The organism is Bradyrhizobium sp. CSA112, assembly GCF_029051645.1.
Taxonomy (GTDB): Bacteria; Pseudomonadota; Alphaproteobacteria; order Rhizobiales; family Xanthobacteraceae; genus Bradyrhizobium.
On sequence record NZ_JAACFS010000001.1, the window covers coordinates 726,102 to 749,106 of the forward strand.

The 23,005-nt window shown below is 62.1% G+C and carries 23 protein-coding genes; 14 read left to right on the forward strand and 9 right to left on the reverse strand.

Going from position 1 to position 23,005, the window contains the following annotated elements:
* Positions 1 to 24: 24 nt before the first annotated feature.
* The gene (locus tag GWE18_RS03590) at positions 25 to 1,251 is read right to left on the reverse strand and encodes an amino acid ABC transporter substrate-binding protein (RefSeq protein ID WP_275184400.1); all 1,227 of its coding nucleotides are present in this window, start codon (positions 1,249 to 1,251) and stop codon (positions 25 to 27) included.
* 169 nt (positions 1,252 to 1,420) lie between these two features.
* On the opposite strand from GWE18_RS03590, the gene GWE18_RS03595 reads away from it, so the two are divergent.
* A complete protein-coding gene (locus tag GWE18_RS03595; protein ID WP_275184401.1) occupies positions 1,421 to 2,332 on the forward strand; it encodes a helix-turn-helix domain-containing protein in 912 nt (303 codons plus the stop codon).
* 46 nt (positions 2,333 to 2,378) lie between these two features.
* On the opposite strand, the gene GWE18_RS03600 is transcribed toward GWE18_RS03595, so the two are convergent.
* The 8 genes from GWE18_RS03600 to GWE18_RS03635 form a co-directional block, all read right to left on the reverse strand.
* The gene (locus tag GWE18_RS03600) at positions 2,379 to 2,792 is read right to left on the reverse strand and encodes a hypothetical protein (protein WP_275184668.1); all 414 of its coding nucleotides are present in this window, start codon (positions 2,790 to 2,792) and stop codon (positions 2,379 to 2,381) included.
* Positions 2,793 to 2,854: 62 nt separating this feature from the next.
* On the reverse strand, positions 2,855 to 3,535 hold the full coding sequence (locus GWE18_RS03605; protein ID WP_275184402.1) for a site-2 protease family protein: 681 nt from the start codon (positions 3,533 to 3,535) through the stop codon (positions 2,855 to 2,857).
* Between the two features lie 112 nt (positions 3,536 to 3,647).
* The gene (locus tag GWE18_RS03610) at positions 3,648 to 4,037 is read right to left on the reverse strand and encodes a GFA family protein (RefSeq protein ID WP_275184403.1); all 390 of its coding nucleotides are present in this window, start codon (positions 4,035 to 4,037) and stop codon (positions 3,648 to 3,650) included.
* A 46-nt stretch (positions 4,038 to 4,083) separates the two neighbouring features.
* Positions 4,084 to 4,473, reverse strand: coding sequence for a RidA family protein (locus GWE18_RS03615; RefSeq protein ID WP_275184404.1), 390 nt, complete (start codon positions 4,471 to 4,473; stop codon positions 4,084 to 4,086).
* A gap of 34 nt (positions 4,474 to 4,507) precedes the next feature.
* Positions 4,508 to 5,254 (reverse strand): SDR family NAD(P)-dependent oxidoreductase, encoded by a 747-nt coding sequence (locus GWE18_RS03620; protein WP_275184405.1) that lies wholly within the window; start codon positions 5,252 to 5,254, stop codon positions 4,508 to 4,510.
* A 207-nt stretch (positions 5,255 to 5,461) separates the two neighbouring features.
* Positions 5,462 to 6,196, reverse strand: a complete 735-nt coding sequence (locus GWE18_RS03625) for an SDR family oxidoreductase (protein ID WP_275184406.1) — start codon at positions 6,194 to 6,196, stop codon at positions 5,462 to 5,464.
* A gap of 124 nt (positions 6,197 to 6,320) precedes the next feature.
* Positions 6,321 to 8,141, reverse strand: coding sequence for an IlvD/Edd family dehydratase (locus tag GWE18_RS03630; protein ID WP_275184407.1), 1,821 nt, complete (start codon positions 8,139 to 8,141; stop codon positions 6,321 to 6,323).
* Between the two features lie 181 nt (positions 8,142 to 8,322).
* Entirely contained in the window at positions 8,323 to 9,354 is a 1,032-nt protein-coding gene (locus GWE18_RS03635) for a LacI family DNA-binding transcriptional regulator (RefSeq protein WP_275184408.1), read from the reverse strand.
* Between the two features lie 193 nt (positions 9,355 to 9,547).
* On the opposite strand from GWE18_RS03635, the gene ugpC reads away from it, so the two are divergent.
* From ugpC to GWE18_RS03700, 13 genes are all read left to right on the forward strand, one after another.
* Complete coding sequence (gene ugpC / locus GWE18_RS03640; RefSeq protein ID WP_057855233.1) at positions 9,548 to 10,615, forward strand: sn-glycerol-3-phosphate ABC transporter ATP-binding protein UgpC; 1,068 nt, start codon at positions 9,548 to 9,550, stop codon at positions 10,613 to 10,615.
* Between the two features lie 59 nt (positions 10,616 to 10,674).
* Complete coding sequence (locus tag GWE18_RS03645) at positions 10,675 to 11,994, forward strand: ABC transporter substrate-binding protein (protein ID WP_275184409.1); 1,320 nt, start codon at positions 10,675 to 10,677, stop codon at positions 11,992 to 11,994.
* 67 nt (positions 11,995 to 12,061) lie between these two features.
* Entirely contained in the window at positions 12,062 to 13,021 is a 960-nt protein-coding gene (locus GWE18_RS03650) for a sugar ABC transporter permease (RefSeq protein WP_275184410.1), read from the forward strand.
* Positions 13,014 to 13,949, forward strand: a complete 936-nt coding sequence (locus tag GWE18_RS03655) for a carbohydrate ABC transporter permease (protein WP_275184411.1) — start codon at positions 13,014 to 13,016, stop codon at positions 13,947 to 13,949. Before GWE18_RS03650 ends, GWE18_RS03655 begins: the two co-directional genes overlap by 8 nt.
* Before the next feature lie 188 nt (positions 13,950 to 14,137).
* On the forward strand, positions 14,138 to 15,124 hold the full coding sequence (gene denD, locus GWE18_RS03660) for a D-erythronate dehydrogenase (protein WP_275184412.1): 987 nt from the start codon (positions 14,138 to 14,140) through the stop codon (positions 15,122 to 15,124).
* 33 nt (positions 15,125 to 15,157) lie between these two features.
* On the forward strand, positions 15,158 to 16,105 hold the full coding sequence (locus GWE18_RS03665) for a sugar kinase (protein WP_275184413.1): 948 nt from the start codon (positions 15,158 to 15,160) through the stop codon (positions 16,103 to 16,105).
* The gene (gene eda, locus GWE18_RS03670) at positions 16,102 to 16,752 is read left to right on the forward strand and encodes a bifunctional 4-hydroxy-2-oxoglutarate aldolase/2-dehydro-3-deoxy-phosphogluconate aldolase (protein ID WP_275184414.1); all 651 of its coding nucleotides are present in this window, start codon (positions 16,102 to 16,104) and stop codon (positions 16,750 to 16,752) included. The genes GWE18_RS03665 and eda overlap by 4 nt, the downstream gene beginning before the upstream one ends.
* A gap of 55 nt (positions 16,753 to 16,807) precedes the next feature.
* On the forward strand, positions 16,808 to 17,977 hold the full coding sequence (locus GWE18_RS03675) for an acetyl-CoA acetyltransferase (RefSeq protein WP_275184415.1): 1,170 nt from the start codon (positions 16,808 to 16,810) through the stop codon (positions 17,975 to 17,977).
* Positions 17,978 to 18,150: 173 nt separating this feature from the next.
* Positions 18,151 to 18,366, forward strand: coding sequence for a hypothetical protein (locus tag GWE18_RS03680; RefSeq protein WP_057855240.1), 216 nt, complete (start codon positions 18,151 to 18,153; stop codon positions 18,364 to 18,366).
* A gap of 242 nt (positions 18,367 to 18,608) precedes the next feature.
* Positions 18,609 to 19,811: a CoA transferase gene (locus GWE18_RS03685; protein ID WP_275184416.1), complete on the forward strand. Its 1,203-nt coding sequence runs from the start codon at positions 18,609 to 18,611 to the stop codon at positions 19,809 to 19,811.
* An 11-nt stretch (positions 19,812 to 19,822) separates the two neighbouring features.
* Positions 19,823 to 20,989 (forward strand): acyl-CoA dehydrogenase family protein, encoded by a 1,167-nt coding sequence (locus GWE18_RS03690; protein ID WP_275184417.1) that lies wholly within the window; start codon positions 19,823 to 19,825, stop codon positions 20,987 to 20,989.
* Positions 20,990 to 21,137: 148 nt separating this feature from the next.
* Positions 21,138 to 22,274 (forward strand): thiolase family protein, encoded by a 1,137-nt coding sequence (locus tag GWE18_RS03695; RefSeq protein WP_275184418.1) that lies wholly within the window; start codon positions 21,138 to 21,140, stop codon positions 22,272 to 22,274.
* Positions 22,271 to 22,630 carry an OB-fold domain-containing protein gene (locus tag GWE18_RS03700; RefSeq protein ID WP_275184419.1) on the forward strand — a complete coding sequence of 120 codons (360 nt, stop codon included), beginning with the start codon at positions 22,271 to 22,273 and terminating at the stop codon, positions 22,628 to 22,630. The genes GWE18_RS03695 and GWE18_RS03700 overlap by 4 nt, the downstream gene beginning before the upstream one ends.
* Positions 22,631 to 23,005 lie beyond the last annotated feature (375 nt).

Consider the following 23,005-nt stretch of genomic DNA (forward strand, 5'->3'; position numbering starts at 1 on the left):
TGGACCGGCCGTGTTGGTTCGAGGTTAGGGAGCCACCCACGCCGGCTTCGGCACGATCGCGGCGCGCGCACCTTCGTTCTTTGCCGGAGCGATGCCGTAGAACTCGCCATCCTGCCACTGGCCGACCCACCAGTAGCGCGTCGGCATGTTGTTCTCGAGCTTGACCTTGCCGATCACGGTTTCGAACGTGCCCGTCTGCAGATCCTTGATCACGGCGGCACGGTCGATCTTGCCGACGCGTTCGATTGCCTGCTGCAGCATCTGCAGGCTGGCATAGGTGACCGCGCTCGCCCAGCGGTCTGGCTCGGCGCCGTTGGCGGCGGAGGCCTTGTGGCGGGCGAGATAGTCCTTGATCGCCGGGCTGTCGCCGCTCCAGCCGCCGATGCCCATGACGCCTTCGGTGTTCTTGCCGAACTTCTGGCGATAGAGCGGGAAGGCGGTGCCGACGCCGGTATAAAACACCTTCGGATTGAGCCCGGCGATACGCGATTGCTCGGTCAGCGCCAGCGTATCCGGCGGATAGCTGAAGGCAATGAAGACATCCGGATTGAGCGCCTTCACCTCGTTGATAATGGGGGCGAGATCCTGGGTGCCGATCGGATAGCTCTTGTCGTAGGCGAGCTTGAATTTTGCGTTGGTGAGCGCCGGCCGCGCCGCGGTCGACAGGTCGATGCCAAAGCCGTCGGCAATGCTGACCATGGCCACGGTGTCGCCGATCTTCTTTTCGTCGCGCAGTTTGGAAAGCAGGTCGACGAGTGTTTTGGCGGCATCCCCGCTGGTGCCGAGCATCCAGAAACTGTTGGGCCAGCGTTTGGCGAGTTCGGGCGCGCGGTCGGTTACGGCAGTCGCGGCGATATGCGGATAGCCTTCGCGGTTGAGCGTCGGGCCAACCGCGAGATTGAGACCGGTGCCCCATGGCGGCAGGATGAAATCGACCTTGTCCTGGTTGATCAGCCGCTCGAGCGCGCGCACGGCCTCTTCGGCGTTGGAGCGGTCGTCATATTGCACGACCTCGATCGGGACGCGCTTGTCGCCGAGCTTGATGCCACCAGCGGCGTTCACTTCCTTCACCCACAATTCATAGTTGGGGATCGTGGTGACAGCGGCGCCGCCGGTATTGGGCCCGGTGCGCGAAATCGCATAGCCGATCTTGATCGAGGTCTGCGCTTCGGCGATGGCGGTCAGGCCGAGGGTGGCGGCGCAGGTGGCGGCCGCGAACAGGGCGGCGCGCCGCGTCAGAAATGTCGTCATGTTCTCCTCCCGGGGATGCTTCGGTGGCGCCATTGGCTGGCGCTCGTGATCGCCCTGACGTTAGGGGAGGTCCCGGGAGGCTTGGAATTGGACGAAACCGGGGAAAGATTGTACTTTTCTGGCAAAGGCCCCGGTTTACTGGCGGCGGATTGTCTCAGGAGGCGGGGTCATGTCGGTATCACCGGCGCTGAACGGACTGCCGGTCGGCATTGCGCTGGCGGTGCGTGCGGAGGCATTTTCGGCATCGTTGGCGGCACGATCGTGGGCGGTCCGCCAGAAGTCCGAGCGCCGGGCGCATCTGTTGCTACTGCAATCGGATCGCGGCCGCGCCTCTTGGCACGGGACCGGCGTTGCGCTTGAAGCGCCGGCTTTGCTTTGGCTGCCGGGCAGCATCGATGCGACGGTAGGAGTTGGCCCGGGCGCGCACGGGTTTTTGTTGTCGGTAGAGGACGATTTTCTAATCAAGATCGTCGCCGGCAATGCCGAGGCGCTGCATCTGCGCAGGACCACCGAGCGTGTCGCGTTGATCGCAGGCGAAGCGCTTCCGCCATTTCTCGACACGATCGCTGAGTCATGCCGCGCCATCGTGGCGGAGCTTCGCACGCCGGGCTTTGGCGGTGCGACGCTGATCTCCTCGCATTTGCTGTTGCTGTGTTTGCAGCTCTGGCGGCTCAGCGCCTCGCACGATGAGCGTGACGAGATGGCTGCGCGGGGCGGTGGTCCGGCCCTGGTCGGCAATTTCCTGCAGATGGTCGAGCTGCATTATCGCGACGGCTGGCCGGTGGCGCGCTATGCGGACGCGCTTGGCGTCACGTCGGACAAGCTGCACGCCCATTGCCAGCGCGAGAAGAACTGCGGCCCGCGCGCGATCATCCACGAGCGCCTGGTGCGTGAAGCCTGCACACGGCTGCAGCAACTCGATCTTCCCGTCGAGCAGATCGGATACGGTCTGGGTTTCCGCGATCCGGCCTATTTCAATCGTTTCTTCCGCAAGTATCGGGGGGCATCACCGGGCAACTATCGCCGGCAGATACGCTTGGAGCACGCGCGCAGCGGCCCCTCCTATGCGGCGTGGCCATGAAGCGGTTGTATCGCGGACTTTCAACCGGTGCGGGAATGCGTCCGCTTCAGCGCCAAAAATAGCGAATGCTGACGTAGACGATGGCGAGGCAGATGAAAATCAGCGCCACCGGCAGCCGCGGTTTTGTCGCCTGGCCGGATACGGCCTGTTGTTTTGGCCGGGGGGCCGGCCGGCGGAAGGCGGTGACGTTGCCGGCATCGGTGGCCGGCTCGCTCGCGCGCGAAGGAATCTCGGGTGGCGTTCCGGAGCCGCCCATCTCGGCATAGTAGCTCTTGTACATGAGCTGGATGGTGGCCTCCGATGCGTCCGCCTCGGTCATCGTCGCCAGCAACTGCCGGTAGCCTTCAAGAAAGCTCTGCGCCTCGGTGGGCAGGGCAGAAAAGCCGTTGAGCTTGGCCATCATTAGCCAGGTTGCAAAATCTGCCCTCGCACGGGTATCGGCGCGTCGTGCAATCAACATATCGGCAGCTTTTGTCGCCATGGCCCCGGTCGGTTCTTCCCTGCGTTGTTTCTATCTGAAGCTTAAGCGTTGCCGGTGATGAAGAGAAGCGCGCTGATCACATAACCGGTCAGTGTCCGCAGTATCGCCGAAATAACATCAAGATTTAGGCCGAGTTGCGCGCCGATGACAGGAAGCAGGATCAGAAGACCGATCAGGATCAGCATCCCGTAGGGTTCCAGGCGCGACAGCGGGTAAGCCAGCACCTGCGGCAACAGCCCGACGGCGACCCGGCCGCCATCCAGCGGCGGGATTGGCATCATGTTGAAGATCGCCAGCACGATATTGATCAGGAAAGCGTTTTTGAGGTTGTCCGCGGTCCATTTGGCGGCCTCTGCCGGCACCAGGGGCAGGGCGTGGAAGGCAAACGCCACGACGATCGCCAGAATGATGTTAGTGGCGGGCCCGGCGAGCGCCACCCAGACCATGTCGAGCCGCGGATGGTTAAGGTTCCGGAAATTCACCGGGACCGGCTTGGCGTAGCCGAACAGGAACGGGGAATGCGCCAGCAACAGCAGGCCCGGAAGAATCACGGTCCCGAACGGATCGATATGCTTGAAAGGGTTGAAGCTGACCCGGCCGAGCTGCCAGGCGGTATTGTCGCCGAGCTTGTATGCCACAAACGCGTGCGCGGCCTCGTGGAACGTGATCGCGATCAGGAGGGGGAGCACCCAGACCGAGATGGCATAGAGTGAGATGTTCAAGCGGTCTGCCCCAGTTTGCGCGGCATCGTAGCCTGGATGGAGCGAAGCGCAATCCGGGAGCGGTCCATCCGCGTACGAAATAATCCCGGATTACGCTGGCGCTCCATACGGGCTACGGAACCGTTTCCTGATATTGCGGCAGGCCGTCGTCAAGCCGCACCCAGGCCATCTTTTCCGACACCCAGATGTGTTCGGTCGGCGCGAAGGCGTTGCGGTCGTCGAAGGCGGCCAGTGCAACGCCGACCACGGTGCCGTTGGTCCGCCGGGAAAACAGCCTGGTACCGCAAACCTTGCAGAACACCCGGTCGAGCGCCTCCGATGACGGATAGCGCGCGGTGTCGCCCTCGACCGAGAGCGACCGCTGGTCGAACAGCGCACGGGCAAAGAACGGCGAACCCATCGCCTTCTGACAGTTGCGGCAGTGGCAGATGCGGACATTGACCGGCTCACCCTCGGCTTTGAACCGGACCGCGCCGCAAAGACAACCGCCTTCCTTCATCATTGGATCCTCGCGACTGGATTCGACATTTTGAGCCACCAGTTGCCTGTCATGCTTCGGCGATCGCTTCGATTTCCAATAGCCAGGCCTCCTCGAAAATGCCTGCAATGATGACTGTGAGCGCGGGAGCATGGTCTCCCAAGGCATCCTGTCGCGCTTGACGGTTTTCGAGAGCGAATTTTCGATCGGACAGGAAGATGGTGACCTTGACGAGGTTGCTGATGGTCATGTCCGCAGCTTCGAGCTGCGCAAGGACATTGATCCATGCAAGTTTCGCCTGTGCACTAAAGCTCTCCGGCACCGTGCCATCGCGAGTCACGGGAATTTGGCCGCTGATATAAAGCCGCCGGGTCCCGTTCGTTGTTTCCAAAGCTTGAGAATAACCACCAACGGCCTCAGGTGCTGATTTGGCGTCTATCGATCGAAGTTGAACGGGCATCAGAGGTCTCGTCTCGGCGCTGAGCTTCTACGGATTAGTACGTCGCCCGGCCGCCGGAAATGTCGAATACCGCGCCGGTTGAGAAGGCGCAGTCTTCCGATGCCAGCCACGCGACCATCGCCGCGAGTTCTTCGACGAGGACGAAACGTCCTTTCGGAATTTTCGACAGCATGAAATCGATGTGCTGCTGTGTGAGCTGGTCGAAGATAGCGGTTTTCGCCGCCGCTGGTGTCACCGCGTTGACGAGGATGTCGTGCTGCGCGAGCTCTTTGCCGAGCGACTTGGTCAGCGCGATCAGGCCGGCCTTCGAGGCCGAATAATGCGCGGCGTTGGGGTTGCCTTCCTTGCCGGCGATGGAGGCGATGTTGACGATGCGGCCGTATTTCTGCTGCAACATCACAGGCACCACCGCCTTGCAGCAGATGAAGGGACCGTCGAGGTTGATGCGCAGCACCTTGCGCCATTCGTCTAGGTCGGTTTCCCACACCGTCTTGTTGATGCCGGCGATGCCGGCGTTGTTGACGAGGATGTCGATCTTGCCGAACGCCTTTAGCGTTTCGTCGCGGGTCTTCTCGACGGCGGCAAGATCGGAGACGTCGACCTTGAAGGCGGAGACGTCAGCGCCGATTTCCTTGGCGGTCTTTTCCGCAAACGGCAGGTCATGATCCCAGATCGCGACCTTCGCGCCAGATGCGGCGAAGCGCTCGGCAATGGCGCGGCCAAAACCCTGCGCCCCGCCGGTGACGACGGCGCAACGGCCGTTCAGGTCGATCTTGTTCATCCGAAAACCCTCCACTTCAATCTAGCCGCATCTGCGGTCCGCTCCCTCGCCCCGCTCTTTCGCGGGGAGAGGGTTGGGGTGAGGGGCTGCCTCCGTGAATTCGGTAGGCAACATGTGCGCGGAAATATCCTGCCTTGCCCCTCACCCGGAAACTTGGCTTCGCCAAATTTCCGACCTCTCCCCGCAGAAGAGCGGGGAGAGGTTAGACTACAACGTCCAGCCGCCGTCGATGACATGCGCGACACCGGTGGTGAACGCACTTTCGTCGCTGGCGAGATAGACGGCGAGCGATGCGATCTCCTCGGCGGTGCCGAGCCGTCCCATCGGCTGCCGCGAGATAAACATCTCGCGTCCGTTCGGACCGGCGGCGGCGGCGCGCTCCAGCATCGAGGGGGTTTCGATGGTGCCGGGGCAGATGCAGTTGCATCTGATACCCTTGGCGATGAAGTCGGTAGCCACCGAGCGCGTCAGCGCTGCCACGGCGGCCTTGGTCGCGCCATAGACGTAACGGTTCGGCGCGGCCTTGAACACGCCGGCGGCGGACGAGATGTTCACGATCGCGCCGCGGCCATTTTCCAGCATGCCTGGCAGGAACGCGCAGATCGTGCGGTGCATCGATTTGACGTTGAGGTCGAACGAAAAATCCCAGTCCTCGTCGGAGCAATCGAGCACGGTGCCGTGATGCACAAAGCCTGCGGCATTGAGCAGGATGTCGGTCTTGCCGGCGCGCTTGGCCATGGCGGCGACGGCCGCGCTGTCCCGCACGTCGAGCTTCGCCACTTCGGCAATGCCTTCGCCCTTGAGCGCGGCGAGCTTGGTCTCGTCGATGTCGGTCGCAAACACGGTCGCCCCTTCGCGCGCAAAGGCGACCGCGCAGGCGCGGCCAATTCCGACGGCGGCAGCGGTGACGAATGCGCGCTTGCCTTTCAGGCGGTCTGACATTTTCTTCTTCCTTGAGCGATTGAGTATTGTTTCTCGACGTCATACGCGGGCTTGACCCGCGTATCCATCTTCTTCGCAAAAGGATGGATTGCCGGGTCAAGCCCGGCAATGACGGTCTTGTTGCCTAATGATTATCCCGCGCCACGCCGACCATGCCGGCAATATTTTGATAGCGCGTTGCGAGCTCCATGCAGGCGCCGGTGGCCTGCTGGCCGACGGTCGAGCGATAGACCTCCTGCCACGGCGTCTGATTGGCCGGGTAGGGGAAGCCGCCCTTGTCCTTCAGCTCGGCGCGACGCTTCTTCAGTTCGTCGCTCGTGATCAGGATGTTGGCGTCGCCCTTGTTGAGGTCGATGCGAACCTTGTCGCCGGTCCTTAAGATCGCAAGCCCTCCGTCGGCGGCGGCCTCCGGCGAGGCGTTGAGGATCGACGGCGAACCCGACGTGCCGGACTGCCTTCCGTCGCCGATGCAGGGCAGCGAGAGAATACCGCGTTTGATCAGCGCCGCCGGGGGCTGCATATTGACGACCTCGGCGCCGCCGGGATAGCCGATCGGCCCGGCGCCGCGGATGAACAGCACGCAGTGCTCGTCGATGTCGAGCGAGGGATCGTCGATGCGGTCGTGATAATCCTCAGGGCCTTCGAACACGATAGCGCGGCCTTCGAACGCATTCGGGTCTTTGGGATTGATCAGGTAGCGGTCGCGGAATTCCTTCGAGATCACGCTGGTCTTCATGATCGCGGAATCGAACAGGTTGCCGCGCAGCACCAGGAAGCCGGCGTCCTTCACCAGCGGCTTGTCGTAGCTCCAGATCACGTCGCCGTCGGGCTTGGGCGCCTCGCGGCAGTTCTCGCCCATGGTGCGGCCGTTGACAGTGACAGCGTCCTCGTGAATGCGCTTGTGCGCCATCAATTCGCGCACCACCGCCGGCACGCCGCCGGCGCGATGATATTCCTCGCCGAGATAGAAGCCGGCCGGCTGCATGTTCACCAGCAGCGGGATGTCATGGCCGTGTTTCTGCCAATCGTCGATCGAGAGCTCGACACCGATGTGCCGCGCCAGCGCGTTGATGTGGATCGGCGCGTTGGTCGAGCCTCCGATCGCCGAATTCACCACGATGCAGTTCTCGAACGCCTTGCGGGTCAGGATGTCGGAGGGTTTGAGATCCTCCCAGACCATCTCGACGATCCGTTTTCCAGTCTCGTAGGCGATCTGGCCGCGCTCGCGATGCGGCGCGGGAATCGCCGCACAGCCCGGCAGCGACATGCCGAGGGCTTCCGCGAGCGAGTTCATGGTGGAGGCGGTGCCCATGGTGTTGCAATGGCCGACCGACGGGGCCGAGGAGGCCACGAGCTCGATGAACTTGTTGTAGTCGATCTCGCCGGCGGCCAGCATCTCGCGGGCTTTCCAGACGATGGTGCCCGAACCGGTGCGCTCGCCGTTGTGCCAGCCGTTCAGCATCGGGCCGCCCGAGAGCACGATCGCGGGAAGATTGACGGTCGCCGCGGCCATCAGGCAGGCCGGCGTGGTCTTGTCGCAGCCGGTAGTCAGCACCACGCCGTCGAGCGGATAGCCGAACAGGATTTCGACCAGCCCGAGATAGGCGAGATTGCGGTCGAGCGCCGCGGTCGGGCGCTTTCCGGTTTCCTGGATCGGATGTGTCGGGAATTCCATCGCGATGCCGCCGGCCGCGCGGATGCCCTCGCGCACCCGGTGCGCCAGTTCGAGATGGTGCCGGTTGCACGGCGACAGGTCGTTGCCGGTTTGCGCGATGCCGATGATCGGCTTGCCGGACTGCAATTCCTCGCGCGTCAAGCCGTAGTTCAGGTAGCGCTCAAGATAGAGCGCGGTCATTCCCGGATTATGCGGGTTATCAAACCATTCGAGGGAACGCAGCCTTCGGCCTTTGCCATTGGTGGCAGTCTTGTCGTCATTATTTTTCATTGGTTCCTCCCGCACTGCAAACTCGTGGACGGCTTAAATCACGGCGGTGATGCACCATGCTGAAAATTTCATCCGCCGCAACGCGCTTGCCTTTCCCGTCTGAGCGATCCGATCTTAGTTCGGCCCAAAAGATAGCGCTACCATTTTCTGGCCGCATGCCATCCCTGGCCGGAAATTGCCATCAAATACTTTGCGGCGTCGAACTCTCGCGGACGATCAATTGAAAGCCAAGGTCGAGAACCGGTTCCTTCGGGCGGCGGCCTTCGATCGCGTCGATCACCATCGTGACGGCGTGCCGACCCATTTCATAGCGATTGGTGCGCACGCTGGTGAGTGACGGAACGGCGGAAGCCATGAATTCCAGATCGTTGAAGCCGACAATCTTGAGGTCACCGGGAACCGATATCTGGCGGCGCTGGCATTCAAACAGCACGCCGAGCGCAAGGTCGTCGTTGACGCAGAAGACCGCGTCGATGTCGGGCGCCTGGGCAAGAAGATCGGCGAACAGTGTCCCGCCTAGCGTGACAGTGGTTGGTATGGAGGTGGTGACAACGAGGTTCGGATCGAACAGGGAGGCGGCTTTCATGGCATCACGATACCCTTCGAACCGCCGCTGGACGCGGGGATCCATTCGTGCACCGAGAAATCCGATACGCTGGCATCCTTGCTCGAGAATGTGTGAGATGGCCGCAAAACCTGCATCGTAGTGCGAGAAACCGACCATCATGTCCACAGGACTGTCGCCGATTTCCATGATCTGCGTGACCGGACAATTCATGGACTCCAGAATTGCGCGCGATTCCGCAGTCTGGTTGATGCCGGTTACGATCAATCCCGCCGGCTTCTGCGCCCGGAACAGACGCAGGAGTTTCTCTTCCTGCAATATACTGTAGCGGGTATTGGCAAGCTGGATGCTGTAGCGGCTGCCTTCGGAAGAGTCGTAGACGCCGCGCAATACATCGGCGAATACGTTATTGGTGAGGGAAGGGATCACGACGCCGATGACTTCGGTGCGGTGCGAGGCGAGGGCGCGCGCGGCGAGATTGGGGACGTAACCTAATTCCTTCACCGCGCTATCGACGCGTTCCCGCTTGCTCAACGACAGTGCTTCGGGATTCCTGAAAAAACGCGATGCCGTGATTGGGCTGACGCCGGCGAGCTTGGCGACCTCGGTGAGGCGGATTTTGCCAGACTTTGTCTGTTTTCGTCCCATCTTGCGCTCATATCACAACAGATTAGACGTTTGAACAATTATTGACAGCGCTACCATCGGATTGCTAAAAGCCGCCAAACTGCGGATGATGATGACGGTTGAATTCGGCTTCCGGCATTAAAGTCGAAAAGACAGCAGGGCGTCGCCGCCCACCCGTGGCGCCACAAAACAGAAGATGAGGGGAGAGAGTTCGATGTCGTCGGTACAGATTCGCGACGTGCGAAAGTCGTTCGGCAATTTTGAAGTTTTGCACGGCGTGTCGATTCCGATCGAGGATGGCGAGTTCGTCGTGCTCGTCGGCCCTTCCGGTTGCGGCAAATCGACCTTGTTGCGGATGCTCGCCGGCCTCGAAAACATCACCTCAGGCACGATTTCGATCGGCGACCGCGTGGTCAACAATGTCCAGCCCAAAGAGCGGGACATTGCCATGGTGTTCCAGAACTACGCGCTCTATCCGCACATGACGGTCGCCGACAATATGGGCTTTTCGCTCAAGCTGCGCGGCGCCAAGCCTGACGAAATCTCGAACGGCGTCAAGCGTGCCGCGGAAATCCTGGCCCTGACGCCGCTGCTCGAGCGCTATCCCCGGCAATTGTCGGGCGGCCAGCGCCAGCGCGTCGCCATGGGCCGCGCCATCGTGCGCGACCCGCAAGTGTTTTTGTTCGACGAGCCGCTTTCCAACCTCGATGCCAAGCTGCGCGTCGCGATGCGCACCGAAATCAAGGAGTTGCACCAGCGGCTGAAGACAACGACCGTCTACGTCACCCACGATCAGATCGAGGCCATGACCATGGCCGACAAGATCGTGGTGATGCACGACGGCATCGTCGAGCAGATGGGCACGCCACTCGAGCTCTACGACACTCCGGCCAATCAGTTCGTCGCGGGCTTCATCGGTTCGCCGGCGATGAACTTCCTTAAAGGCAAGGTGAAGTCGAACGGCAGCGCCGGGTTCGAAGGTCCGAACGGCGTCAAGCTGCCGCTGAAAACTGCGCCCGCCAATTCCGAAGGTCAGCCGGCAGTCTACGGCGTGCGGCCCGAACACTTCACCATCGCCGATGACGGCGCCGAAGCCGAGATCGTCGTGGTCGAGCCGACCGGTTCGGAAACCCAGGTTTTCGCCAAGCTTGGCGGAGAGCAGGTGGTCGCCGTGTTCCGCGAGCGACATCAATTCAGTCCGGGCGACAAGGTCCGGCTCAAGCCGGATCCGTCGCTCGTGCATCTGTTCGACGAGACGACAGGAAAGCGACTGAATGGCTGAGCAATAAACTAAAGTGGCTGAGCAATAACCAAAAAAGATATTCAAAGGGAGGATGGACCATGCACGACTTTACCCGCCGCTCTCTGCTTCAGGGTGGCACGGCGCTGGCTGCGGCCGGCGCCTTGACCGGACCGGCACTGCTCGATTTCGCCAAGGCCTGGGCGCAAGCCTCGCCCTGGAAGGCCGAGCCCGGCGCCAAGCTCACCGTGATGCGCTGGAAGCGCTTCGTACCGGCGGAAGACGAGGCCTTCAATGCCATGGTCGCCGCGTTCAAGACCGCGACCGGCACCGAGATGAACGTGTTCTCGGAGTCGTTCGAGGACGTGCAGCCGAAGGCATCCGTTGCCGCCAACACCGGCTCGGGCCTCGACCTCGCCTGGGGCCTGCACACGCTGCCGCAGCTGTTCCCGGCGCAAGTGCTGCAGCTGAACGACGTCGCCGACTATCTCGGCAAGAAATACGGTGGCTGGACCGAAGCTGCGGCGGTGACCTGCAAGCAGGGCAACAACTGGCTCGGTATCCCGGTCGCGACCATCGGCGGCTACATGACCTACCGCAAATCGTCGGTGGAAAAGGCCGGTTTCAAGGATTTCCCGAAAGACTTCCCGGGTTTCCTTGAGATGTGCAAGGCGCTGAAGAAGAACAACACGCCGGCTGGTTTCCCGCTGGGCCACGCCTCGGGCGACGCCAATGCCTGGCTGCACTGGATCCTCTGGGGTCACGGGGCCTACACCGTCGACAAGGACAACAAGGTCATCATCAACTCACCCGAGACCGTAAAGGCGCTCGAGTACTGCAAGGCGCTGTCCGACACCTTTATTCCCGGCGTCGCGTCGTGGAATGATTCGTCGAACAACAAGGCGTTTCTGTCGGGCGAACTGCATTGCACCGCCAACGGCATCTCAATCTATGTCGCGGCGAAGGACGATCCGACCAAGAAGGAACTCACCGAAGATACGTATCATGCGCTGTGGCCGGTCGGTCCCATCGGGAAGCCGACCGAACTGCAGCTCTGCGTGCCGATCCTGGCGTTCAAGTTCACCAAATATCCGAACGCCGCGAAGGCCTTCATCGCCTTCATGCTGGAGAAGGAAAACTACGACAAGTGGCTGATGGGCGCGCGCGGCTATCTCACCCACACGCTCAATGCCTACGATAACTCGCCGGTCTGGACTGCGGATCCGAAGAACCAGGTGTTCAGCCAGGCGAGCAAGCGCGCGCTTCCCGCGTCCGGCATCGGTACGCCGGGCGAGAAGGCGGCAACCGCGATCGCCGACTTCCTGGTGGTCGACATGTTCGCCAACTACTGCACCGGCGCCAAGGATGCCAAGACCGCAATCGCGGAAACCGAGCGGCAGTTGAAGCGTATCTATCGCTAACAAGAACCGGAGCGGATGGCGGGTGACCGCCATCCGCTCCATTCATTTTCAATCGGGACATCGCCCCATGGCTGACATCGCAATCGCGCCACGACGCGCCAAGACGGAGATTCGCGAGGCCAGCGCATGGGACCAGCTCAAGCACAACCGTAACTGGCTGGGCTTCTGGTTCATGGTGCCGGCGCTGGTGTTCCTGATTTTCTTCTTGGCCTATCCGCTTGGCCTCGGTATCTGGCTTTCGTTCACCGACACCCGCATCGGCCGCGTCGGGGCATTTGTCGGGACCGAGAATTACGAGTGGCTGTGGGACGATGCCATCTTCTGGCTCTCGGTATTCAATACGCTTTTGTACACGTTCGTCGCCAGCGCGATCAAATTCGGTATCGGGCTCTATCTGGCGCTGCTCCTGAACGAGAACATGCCGTTCAAGGCGATGCTACGCGCGCTGGTGCTGATCCCCTTCATCGTGCCGACCGTACTGTCGGCGCTGGCATTCTGGTGGATCTTCGACTCGCAGTTCTCGATCATCTCGTGGTCGCTGAAGCAGATGGGGCTGATCACCGAGAACATCAATTTCCTCGGCGACACGACATGGGCGCGCATCTGCGTGATCTTCGCCAATATCTGGCGTGGCGTGCCGTTCGTCGCGATCACGCTGCTTGCCGGCCTGCAGACGGTGTCTCCGTCGCTCTATGAGGCCGCGACGCTGGATGGCGCCACCCGCTGGCAGATGTTCCGCCACATCACCTATCCACTGCTCACACCGATCATCGCTGTCGTGATGACATTCTCGGTGTTGTTCACCTTCACCGACTTCCAGTTGATCTGGGCGATGACGCGGGGTGGTCCGGTCAACGCCACCCACCTGATGGCGACCTTGTCTTACCAGCGGGCGATCATCGCTGGCCAATTGGGAGAGGGCGCGGCGATCGCAAGCGCGATGATTCCGTTCCTGCTCGCCGCGATCATGGTGTCCTGGTTCGGGCTGCAACGCCGCAAGTGGCAGCAGGGAGAGAGCAATGACTGACCTGCCCACCTCTCGGATCGATCTCAAGGCCGTACTGCATAGCTCGGCACCGACGGTTGCGAAGGACGATCACAGCGAGGGCATGAGCTATCTGCATTCGGTGCCGCGCCGGATGGTGACGCTCTATCTGCCGTTGTCGATCATCGTCGTCATCTTGATATTCCCGTTCTACTGGATGGGGCTGACGGCGATCAAACCGGACGAGCAACTGCTCGATCTCGACAAGTACAACCCGTTCTGGACCTGGAATCCGACCTTCAAGCACTTTTACAAGCTCCTGTTCGAAAGCCACTATCCGATGTGGCTCTGGAACACGATGTATGTGGCGGTCTGCGCCACCATCCTGTCGATCATTGCGAGCGTGCTCGCCGCCTATGCCATCGTTCGTCTCCGCTACAAGGGTGCCAACCTGGTCGGCGGCCTGATCTTCCTGGCCTATCTTGTGCCGCCCTCGATCCTGTTCATTCCGCTCGCGACCGTCGTGTTCCAGTACGGCCTGTTCGACTCGCCGATGGCACTGATCCTGACCTATCCGACCATCCTGATCCCGTTCTCGACCTGGCTGTTGATGGGTTACTTCAAGACCATCCCGTTCGAGCTGGAAGAATGCGCGCTGATCGACGGCGCCAGCCGCTGGCAGATCCTGATCAAGATAGTGCTGCCGTTGGCCATTCCCGGCCTGATCTCGGCGTTCATCTTCTGCTTCACGCTGTGCTGGAACGAGTTCATCTACGCGCTGACCTTCCTGCAATCGACATCCAACAAGACGGTGCCGGTCGCGATCGTCAACGAATTCGTCGATGGCGATATCTATCGCTGGGGTTCGCTGATGGCGGGCGCGCTGGCGGGCTCGTTGCCGCTGGTCATTCTTTACGCCTTCTTCGTCGAGCATTATGTGTCGGCCATGACGGGAGCTGTGAAAGAGTGAGCGCCTAGGGCCCGCATCAAGAAATAGCAAAGCTATCGCTGTCGTCCCTGCGAAAGCAGGGACCCATAACCACCGGCGGCAATTGTTGAGACGAAGCCGTCAACCATCCCATCTTGATCGCATCGGCCGCGGCGTATAGGTCCCGGCTCAAGGCCGGGACGACCAAGTATGAAGAGGGAGTAGGGGTCTTGCACATTCTGATTCTCGGTGCCGCCGGCATGGTGGGCCGCAAGCTGACCGAACGGTTGTTGCGCGACGGCCGCCTCGGCAAGCACGAAATCACCCGCATGACGCTGCAGGACGTGGTGGCGCCGGCCAAGCCCGCCAATGCGTCGATCCCGATTCAAGTCGTGGCTTCCGATTTTGCCGATCCCGGCGCGGCAGAGCCGCTGATCGCCGATCGGCCGGAGGTGATCTTTCATCTCGCCGCAATCGTCTCCGGCGAGGCCGAGGCCGAATTCGACAAGGGCTACCGGATCAATCTCGACGGCACACGATATCTGATCGATGCCATCCGCCACGCCGGCGGCGGCTACAAGCCGCGGCTGGTGTTCACGTCCTCGATCGCGGTGTTCGGCGCGCCGTTCCCGGAAAAGATCGGCGACGAATTCTTCCATACGCCGCTGACGAGCTACGGCACGCAGAAGTCGATCTGCGAACTCCTGATCAACGATTACACGCGCAAGGGCCTTTTGGACGGCATCTCGATCCGCCTGCCGACGATCTGCGTGCGGCCGGGCAAGCCGAACAAGGCTGCGTCCGGCTTCTTCTCTAACATCATCCGCGAGCCGTTGGCCGGCGAGGAGGCGGTGCTGCCGGTGTCCGAGGACGTACGGCACTGGCATGCCTCGCCGAAATCGGCGGTGGGGTTCCTGATGCACGCCGGCACCATGGACCTCAATACGATGGGGCCGCGTCGCAATCTCAGCATGCCCGGCATGTCGGTAACCGTCGGCGAGCAGATCGCAGCACTCGATCGCGTCGCAGGCAAGAACGTCACCGCCCGCATCAAGCGCGTGCCCGATCCGACCATCATCGGCATTGTCAGCGGCTGGCCGCGGGATTTCGACACCGCCCGCGCGCTCAAGCTCGGCTTCACCACCGCCGAGAAGACGTTTGACGATATCATCCGGATCCATATCGAGGATGAGCTCGGCGGCAAGTTTGCGGCCTAATGTGACTTTACGCTAGTTTGCGCGGATGCGGCCATGACCAAAGTTGCCTGCATCGGCGAGTGCATGATCGAGCTTAAGCAGGCCCAAGGGACCCAGGCCGGCCTGTTTTCGCGCGGCTATGGCGGCGACACCCTCAACACTGCCGTCTATCTCGCCCGCCTCGGCGCCGGCGCCGACTACATCACCGCACTCGGTGATGACAGCCTCAGCGATGAGATGATTGCCGGTTGGGCTGCGGAAGGGGTCGGGACAACACGGGTGGCGCGGCTGCCGGGCAAGCTGCCGGGTCTCTACATGATCCAGACCGACGACAAGGGCGAGCGCCGGTTCTTTCACTGGCGCGACAGCGCTGCCGCGCGCAGCCTGATGGATTTGCCGCAGACGCCGGAGATCCTGGGTTCGCTGGCTACCTATGAGATGATCTATCTCTCGGCGATCACGTTATCGCTTTATGGCGAGGAGGGACGGGCGCGGCTGTTCGCGGCCGTCAAGCGCGCGCGTGAGGCCGGGGCGCGGTTTGCCTTCGACACCAATTTCCGCGCCCGTGGTTGGCCCGATCTCGACGTCGCGCGCGCCGTTTATCACGATGCCTTCGAACTCGCCGATATCGTACTGGCTTCGACGGAGGACCTGCTGCCGCTCCATCCCGGCGAAAGCAATGAAGCCTTGCTGGCGCGGATTCCGGGCAACGAAGTAGTTCTAAAATTGTCCGAACCCGCGAGCATTCTGCGGCTGGCGGGCGTTTCGCACCAGATCAGGGCTGAGCAGCTAAAGGCGCCCGTCGTCGACACCACCGCGGCCGGCGACAGTTTTGCCGCGGCCTATGTCGCCGCGCGGCTTGCGGGCGCGGACCCGAAGGAAGCCGCCCGCGCGGGGCATCGTCTGGCCGGCGTTGTGGTATGTCATCCCGGGGCTATCATCCCGCGTGCGGCGATGCCGCCCGGACTCATTCCCGCTACCTCTGGCAAGGCATCTCCATGACTGCAACCACAAGGCAGGAACAACTCGCCGCCATCTTCAAGTCCGCGACGGTGATCCCCGTGCTCACCATCGATCGGCTGGAGGACGCGGTGCCGCTGGCCCGCGCGCTGGTTGCAGGCGGGGTGCGCGTGCTGGAAGTCACCCTGCGAACGCCGGTCGCCGCAGACGCCGCCAAGGCCATGATCACAGAGGTGCCGGAAGCCATTGTCGGCATCGGTACAATTTTAGATGCCGATGATCTGGCAAGGGCGAGGGCGCTCGGGGCCAAATTCGGCATTAGCCCCGGCGCGACGCCGGAGCTGTTGAAGGCCGCCGCCGCAAGCGAGCTGCCGTTTGCGCCTGGGATCGCGACCGCTTCCGAGCTGATGCAGGCGCTGGCGGCCGGCTTCGACCTGGTGAAATTCTTCCCCGCCGAGCAGGCCGGCGGTATCAAGGCACTTCGGGCGCTGGCGGGGCCGTTTCCGAATATCCTGATATGCCCCACCGGCGGCATCGGCGAAGCCAATGCGGCGACCTGGCTGGCCGAGCCTAATGTGGTGGCGGTGGGCGGTTCCTGGCTCTGCCCGGCGGCGGATATCCGGTCCGGCAACTGGGCCGGCATAACCGCCATGTGCGCGCGGACCCTGAAATCGCTGAAACCGGCGTGAAGTCTTTTCCCCGATAGGCTACAAATTGGCCGGAACCGGAACAAGGAGAACGACCATGACAGCCAGCATTGTGGGGTGGGCGCACACGCCATTCGGCAAGTTCGACGCGGAAACCGTCGAAAGCCTCGTGGTCAAGGTGGCGACCGACGCGCTGGCCGACGCCGGCATTTCTGCCGAAGACGTCGACGAGATCGTGCTCGGCCATTTCAACGCTGGTTTTTCGCCGCAGGATTTCACGGCCTCGCTGGTGCTTCAGGCCGACCCCAAACTGCGCTTCAAGCCGGCCACCCGGGTCGAGAACGCCTGCGCCACCGGTTCGGCGGCGGTGCATCAGGGTATCAGGGCGATCGCCTCGGGCGCGGCGAAGATCGTGCTGGTAGTCGGCGTCGAGCAGATGACGCGGACGCCCTCGGCCGATATCGGGCGTTACCTCCTGAAAGCATCCTATTTGCCCGAGGACGGCGACACCGTCGGCGGCTTTGCCGGGGTGTTCGGCAAGATCGCGCAAAGCTATTTCCAGAAATATGGCGACCAGTCGGACGCGCTGGCGATGATCGCTGCCAAGAACCACAAGAACGGCGTTGCCAACCCCTATGCGCAGTTGCGCAAGGATTTCGGCTATGAGTTCTGCCGCGCCGAGAGCGAGAAGAACCCGTTCGTGGCCGGCCCGCTGAAGCGCACCGATTGCTCGCTGGTGTCGGATGGCGCGGCAGCCCTGGTGCTGACGGATTTGGAAACCGCGAAGACCATGGGCAAGGCGGTGAACTTCCGCGCCACCGCCCATGCGCAGGATTTCCTGCCGATGTCCAAGCGCGACATCCTGCAGTTCGAAGGCTGCACCGTGGCCTGGCAGCGCGCGCTGGCGCAGGCCGGCGTGCAGCTCTCCGATCTCTCCTTTGTCGAAACCCATGACTGCTTCACCGTCGCCGAACTGATCGAATATGAGGCAATGGGCCTGACGCCGCGCGGGCAGGGTGCCCGCGCTATCAAGGAAGGCTGGACCCAGAAAGACGGCAAGCTGCCGATCAATCCATCCGGCGGGTTGAAGGCCAAAGGCCACCCGATCGGCGCCACCGGCGTCTCCATGCACGTGATGAGCGCGATGCAGCTCGTCGGCCAGGCGCCCGAGGGCATGCAGCTCAAGAATGCCAAGCTCGCCGGCATCTTCAACATGGGCGGTGCGGCGGTGGCGAACTACGTCTCCGTGCTGGAACCTGCGAAGTAGCCGCGAAACGTGCTATCGTAGCTATTATAGGGTGGGCAAAGGCGCGCTAGCGCCGGTGCCCACCCCTGAGTGCCGCGCGATGAGACTGGTGGGCACGCGGAGCCTGTCATCGGACGCGCATTTCGCGTGACCCGGTGGCTTTGCCCACCCTACAATTTTCCGGAGCCTGCATCATGGGTAACGAAAGTTCGCTGTCGCTGGCAGAGCTCAACAGCCGGATCAGGATTCTGGAAGACAATATCCGGCAGTTGATCGAACAGGCTGCCGCCGCCTCCGGCGAACGGAACGAAGCGCGCATCGCTGACCGCCTTAGCCAGCAGAATGAAGAGCTGGAACGCCTGACCCGGGAGCGCGACGCGAGATCCCAGAACGAGCCGCCGAAGAAATAGCCGCCACAGGCATCGACCATCGTCGTCCCTGCGAACGCAGGGCCCATAACCACAGGCATTAATTGTCTTGGTAGGTGACTCATCGCTCAACGGAAGGGCCGCGGCGTATGGGTCCCTTGCGTTCGCAGGGACGACATCGGTTGTTGGTCTCCAGCGCATACGTCCATACGTCCGGCGCGCTTGATCTTCCTAACCCGCTGCCGTTACTTGGCCGGAACGACAATCCGGGAGCGAATTGAGCCATGGGACCATTGGAGGGCATCAAGGTCATCGACATGACGACCGTGCTGATGGGGCCCTATGCCACCCAGATGCTCGGCGATTACGGCGCTGACGTCATCAAGGTGGAATCGCTCGATGGCGACGTGACGCGACAAATCGGGCCGACCCGCCATCCCGGCATGGGACCGGTATTCCTCAACACCAACCGCAGCAAGCGCTCGATTTGTCTCGATTTGAAGAAGCCCGCCGGGCGGAATGCCGTGTTGCGGCTGATCGGATCCGCCGACGTGCTGGTCTACAACGTGCGCCCGCAGGCGATGGCACGGCTGAATCTCGGCTACGACGTGGTGTCGAAAATCAACCCGCGGCTGATCTATGCCGGCGTGTTCGGCTTCGGCCAGGACGGGCCCTATGCGGCAAAGCCTGCTTACGACGATCTGATCCAGGGCGCGACGGCACTGCCGGCGCTGATGGCGCAGACCGCCGATGGCGTGCCGCGCTATGTGCCGAATGCGCTGGTCGACCGTATCGTCGGACTGACGGCGGTGGGCGCGATCTGCGCCAGCCTCGTCGATCGCAACCGTACTGGACGCGGCCAGCGCGTCGATATCCCGATGTTCGAAACCATGGCTGGGTTTGTGATGGGCGATCACATGGGCGGTCTCACCTATGAGCCGCCGCTCGACAAGGGCGGCTACGCCCGGCATCTGTCGCCGGATCGGCGCCCCTACAGGACCTCCGACGGCTACATCTGCGTGATCGTCTACAACGACAAGCAGTGGCAGAATTTCTTCGATGCAACGGGGCGAGACGATCTCCGCGTCCATCCGAAATTTTCAACCTTCGCCGGCCGCGCCGCCAACATCGACACGGTCTATGCCGAACTGGCGCGCATTCTTGAGACCAAAACAACGGCCGAATGGAGCGACATCCTGGAGAAGGCCGATGTGCCTGTTATGCCGATGCACGACCTCGAAAGCCTGCTCGGGGATCCCCACATCGTAGCGACCGATTTCTTCCCGGTCGTCGATCATCCGACCGAGGGCCGCATCCGCAACATGAAGCCATCGGCGCGATTTTCGGAAACGCCGGTTGAAACGAAGCGGCTGGCCCCGCGCCTGAGCGAGCACGGCGCGGAAATCCTCCAGGAAGCCGGTTTTTCATCGGATGAGATCGCAGCGCTGGTGCGCGATGGCGTCACCAAGGCCGCGTTTAACACGTAAGGATGGGATAGATGGATTTTGCGCTGTCAGCCAACCAGGAATCGATCCGCGACGCGGTCGGCAAAATCTGCTCGCGCTTCGACGATGCCTATTGGCTGAAGAAGGACAAGGAAGGCGGCTACCCCGCCGACTTCCACCGCGCGCTGGCGGATGCCGGTTGGCTCGGCATCTGCATCCCCGAGGAATATGGCGGGTCGGGGCTAGGCATCACCGACGCCGCGATCATGATGCGGACGATTGCGGAATCGGGCGCCGGCATGTCCGGCGCATCCGCCGTGCATATGAACGTGTTCGGGCTCAATCCCGTCGTCGTGTTCGGCACCAGGGAGCAATGCACGCGCATGCTGCCGCCGATCATTGACGGTCGCGACAAGTCATGTTTCGCGGTGACCGAACCCAATACCGGGCTGAACACGACGCAACTGAAAACCCGCGCGGTGCGCAAGGGCGACAAATATGTCGTCAATGGCCAAAAGGTCTGGATTTCCACCGCCCAGGTCGCCAACAAGATTCTGCTGCTGGCACGCACCACGCCGCTCGAGGAAGTGAAGAATCCGACCCACGGGCTCAGCCTGTTCTACACGGATTTCGACAAGCAGCGTGTCACCGTGCACGAGATCGAAAAGATGGGCCGCAAGCCTGTCGATTCCAACGAATTGTTCTTCGAGAATTTCGAGATCCCGGTCGAGGATCGCTTGGGCGAAGAAGGCCGCGGCTTCGAATATATCCTGCACGGCATGAATCCCGAGCGCATCCTGATCGCGGCAGAAGCGGTGGGTCTCGGCCAGGTCGCGCTGTCGCGGGCTTCGGCCTACGCGAAGAACCGCATCGTGTTCAATCGTCCGATCGGCATGAACCAGGGCATCCAGCATCCGCTGGCGAAGAACTGGATGGAGCTGGAAGCGGCATGGCTGATGGTGCTCTCGGCCGGCTGGCAATACGACGAGGGCATGCAATGCGGGCCGGCCGCCAACGCCGCAAAATATCTCGCCGCCGAAGCCGGCTTCCACGCCTGCGAACAGGCAGTAATGACGCATGGCGGATTCGGATATGCCAAGGAGTATCACGTCGAGCGCTATTTGCGGGAATCCCTGATCCCCCGCATCGCCCCGATCAGCCCGCAACTCATTCTCAGTTTTATTGCGGAGAAGGTACTGGGTCTGCCGAAGTCGTATTGAGGATGAGAAATCGGCCTCTCCACAACGTCATTCCGGGGCGGCGCGAAGCGACGAACTATGGTGCGCAATTGCGCACCGGAGAATCTCGAGATTCCGGGTTCGCGTCTTCGACGCGCCCCGGAATGACGGCGAGGGAAACGGAACAACCATGAGCTTCATCACCGGTGTCGGGCTGACGTCCTACGGCAAGCATGAAGGCTCGTCCTCGCTCGATCTCATGAGCAAGGCGGCTGAGCTCGCCATTGCCGATGCCGGCTTGAGGCGATCGGAGATCGACGGGATTCTCTGCGGCTATTCGACCGTCTCGCCGCACATCATGCTGGCAACCGTGTTCGCCGAGCATTTTGGCATTCAGCCATCCTACGCACACGCCGTGCAGGTCGGCGGCGCCACCGGACTCGCGATGACCATGCTCGCGCATCATCTGGTCGACGCCGGCGTGGCAAAACATGTGCTGGTGGTCGGCGGCGAAAACCGTCTCACCGGGCAGAGCCGCGACGCCTCGATCCAGGCGCTGGCGCAGGTCGGCCATCCCGATTACGAGGTGACGTTGGGACCGACGATCCCCGCTTATTACGGTCTCGTCGCGTCGCGCTACATGCACGAGTATGGCGTCACCCAGGAAGACCTCGCCGAATTCGCTGTGCTGATGCGCGCCCACGCCTCGACCCATCCGGGTGCTCAGTTCCACGAGCCGATCACGGTCGCCGACGTGATGGCCTCAAAGCCGGTGGCGATGCCGCTCAAATTGCTGGACTGCTGCCCGGTGTCCGATGGTGGCGCGGCGTTCGTGGTCAGCCGCGAGCCGACCAGTGCGATCCGTGTTCGCGTGCGTGGTTGTGCGCAGGCGCATACCCATCAGCACGTCACGGCCGCCCCGCGTTTAAGCGAACTCGGCGCCGAGATCGCGATCGCCAAGGCAAAGGCAGCATCCGGCGTCGCGATATCGGATGTGCGTTACGCCGCTGTCTACGACAGTTTCACCATTACGCTCGCGATGCTGCTGGAAGATCTCGGTCTTGCCGGGCGCGGCGAAGCGGCGGCCCGAGTGCGGGCAGGGCATTTTGGCCGCGACGGCGCCATGCCGCTCAATACCCATGGCGGGCTCTTGAGCTACGGCCATTGCGGCGTCGGCGGCGCGATGGCCCATCTGGTCGAGACGCATTTGCAGATGACGGAGCGTGCCGGCCCCCGGCAGGTCCGCGATGCCTCGATCGCGCTGTTGCACGGCGACGGCGGCGTGCTGTCGTCGCATGTCAGCATGTTCCTGGAGCGGGTGCGATGACCGACAAGATCACCGACTGGACCAAGGGCGCCGAGGCCATCGTCTATCAAAGCTGCGGTCATTGCGAGAACGTGCAGTATTTCCACCGCAGCTTCTGCGCTGCCTGTGGTGCGCCGGATCCGGTCGAGAAGCGTGCCAGCGGAGCAGCGACGGTCTACGCGACCTCGCTGGTGTGCCGCGCCGCGACGCCGGAAACCCGCACGCACGTTCCCTACAACATTGTGCTGGTCGATGCGGCCGAGGGCTTTCGCATGATGGCTCATGGTACTGACGATCTCGCCATTGGCGATAAGGTCACCGCGAGCTATCGGCCGTTTGCGGGAAGGTTGGTGCCGTATTTCGAGAAAACGAAGTGAGCTTCAGGCACAATGCTCACGCAGCGAAGCAACCCAGAATTACGCGGAACAGGTGAAATATCTGAGTGCTTCGACGCGTCAACATTCAGTGCCAGTAGAACACAACGCTGGCGATGACGAGCATCGCTGTTACCGCCAGCATCTGCGCAAGCGCTTCCGAGGCCGCCTTCCTGGTGGCTTCCTTCATGCCTAACTCCCTAGACTTGGGCATGAGTCATCCTTGCCCGTGAAGGCCTGATGAGCTCAGTTTGGTTTTACTCGGAACACCCCGCGACGAGTATTCGCTCTTTTGAGTCCCCACTCAGCGAATATCGACAGTCCTGAGAATCGACCAGCATTGAGGCGGCAATTTGGCTCGCTCGCAGCCGGTTTGTG

Coding starts and splice junctions, on each gene's coding strand:
- GWE18_RS03590 (WP_275184400.1), bottom strand. CDS start 1,251: ATGACGACATTTCTGACGCGGCGCGCCGCCCTGTTCGCGGCCGCCACC.
- GWE18_RS03595 (WP_275184401.1), top strand. CDS start 1,421: ATGTCGGTATCACCGGCGCTGAACGGACTGCCGGTCGGCATTGCGCTG.
- GWE18_RS03600 (WP_275184668.1), bottom strand. CDS start 2,792: ATGTTGATTGCACGACGCGCCGATACCCGTGCGAGGGCAGATTTTGCA.
- GWE18_RS03610 (WP_275184403.1), bottom strand. CDS start 4,037: ATGATGAAGGAAGGCGGTTGTCTTTGCGGCGCGGTCCGGTTCAAAGCC.
- GWE18_RS03615 (WP_275184404.1), bottom strand. CDS start 4,473: ATGCCCGTTCAACTTCGATCGATAGACGCCAAATCAGCACCTGAGGCC.
- GWE18_RS03620 (WP_275184405.1), bottom strand. CDS start 5,254: ATGAACAAGATCGACCTGAACGGCCGTTGCGCCGTCGTCACCGGCGGG.
- GWE18_RS03625 (WP_275184406.1), bottom strand. CDS start 6,196: ATGTCAGACCGCCTGAAAGGCAAGCGCGCATTCGTCACCGCTGCCGCC.
- GWE18_RS03630 (WP_275184407.1), bottom strand. CDS start 8,141: ATGAAAAATAATGACGACAAGACTGCCACCAATGGCAAAGGCCGAAGG.
- GWE18_RS03635 (WP_275184408.1), bottom strand. CDS start 9,354: ATGGGACGAAAACAGACAAAGTCTGGCAAAATCCGCCTCACCGAGGTC.
- ugpC (WP_057855233.1), top strand. CDS start 9,548: ATGTCGTCGGTACAGATTCGCGACGTGCGAAAGTCGTTCGGCAATTTT.
- GWE18_RS03645 (WP_275184409.1), top strand. CDS start 10,675: ATGCACGACTTTACCCGCCGCTCTCTGCTTCAGGGTGGCACGGCGCTG.
- GWE18_RS03650 (WP_275184410.1), top strand. CDS start 12,062: ATGGCTGACATCGCAATCGCGCCACGACGCGCCAAGACGGAGATTCGC.
- GWE18_RS03655 (WP_275184411.1), top strand. CDS start 13,014: ATGACTGACCTGCCCACCTCTCGGATCGATCTCAAGGCCGTACTGCAT.
- GWE18_RS03665 (WP_275184413.1), top strand. CDS start 15,158: ATGACCAAAGTTGCCTGCATCGGCGAGTGCATGATCGAGCTTAAGCAG.
- eda (WP_275184414.1), top strand. CDS start 16,102: ATGACTGCAACCACAAGGCAGGAACAACTCGCCGCCATCTTCAAGTCC.
- GWE18_RS03675 (WP_275184415.1), top strand. CDS start 16,808: ATGACAGCCAGCATTGTGGGGTGGGCGCACACGCCATTCGGCAAGTTC.
- GWE18_RS03680 (WP_057855240.1), top strand. CDS start 18,151: ATGGGTAACGAAAGTTCGCTGTCGCTGGCAGAGCTCAACAGCCGGATC.
- GWE18_RS03685 (WP_275184416.1), top strand. CDS start 18,609: ATGGGACCATTGGAGGGCATCAAGGTCATCGACATGACGACCGTGCTG.
- GWE18_RS03690 (WP_275184417.1), top strand. CDS start 19,823: ATGGATTTTGCGCTGTCAGCCAACCAGGAATCGATCCGCGACGCGGTC.
- GWE18_RS03695 (WP_275184418.1), top strand. CDS start 21,138: ATGAGCTTCATCACCGGTGTCGGGCTGACGTCCTACGGCAAGCATGAA.
- GWE18_RS03700 (WP_275184419.1), top strand. CDS start 22,271: ATGACCGACAAGATCACCGACTGGACCAAGGGCGCCGAGGCCATCGTC.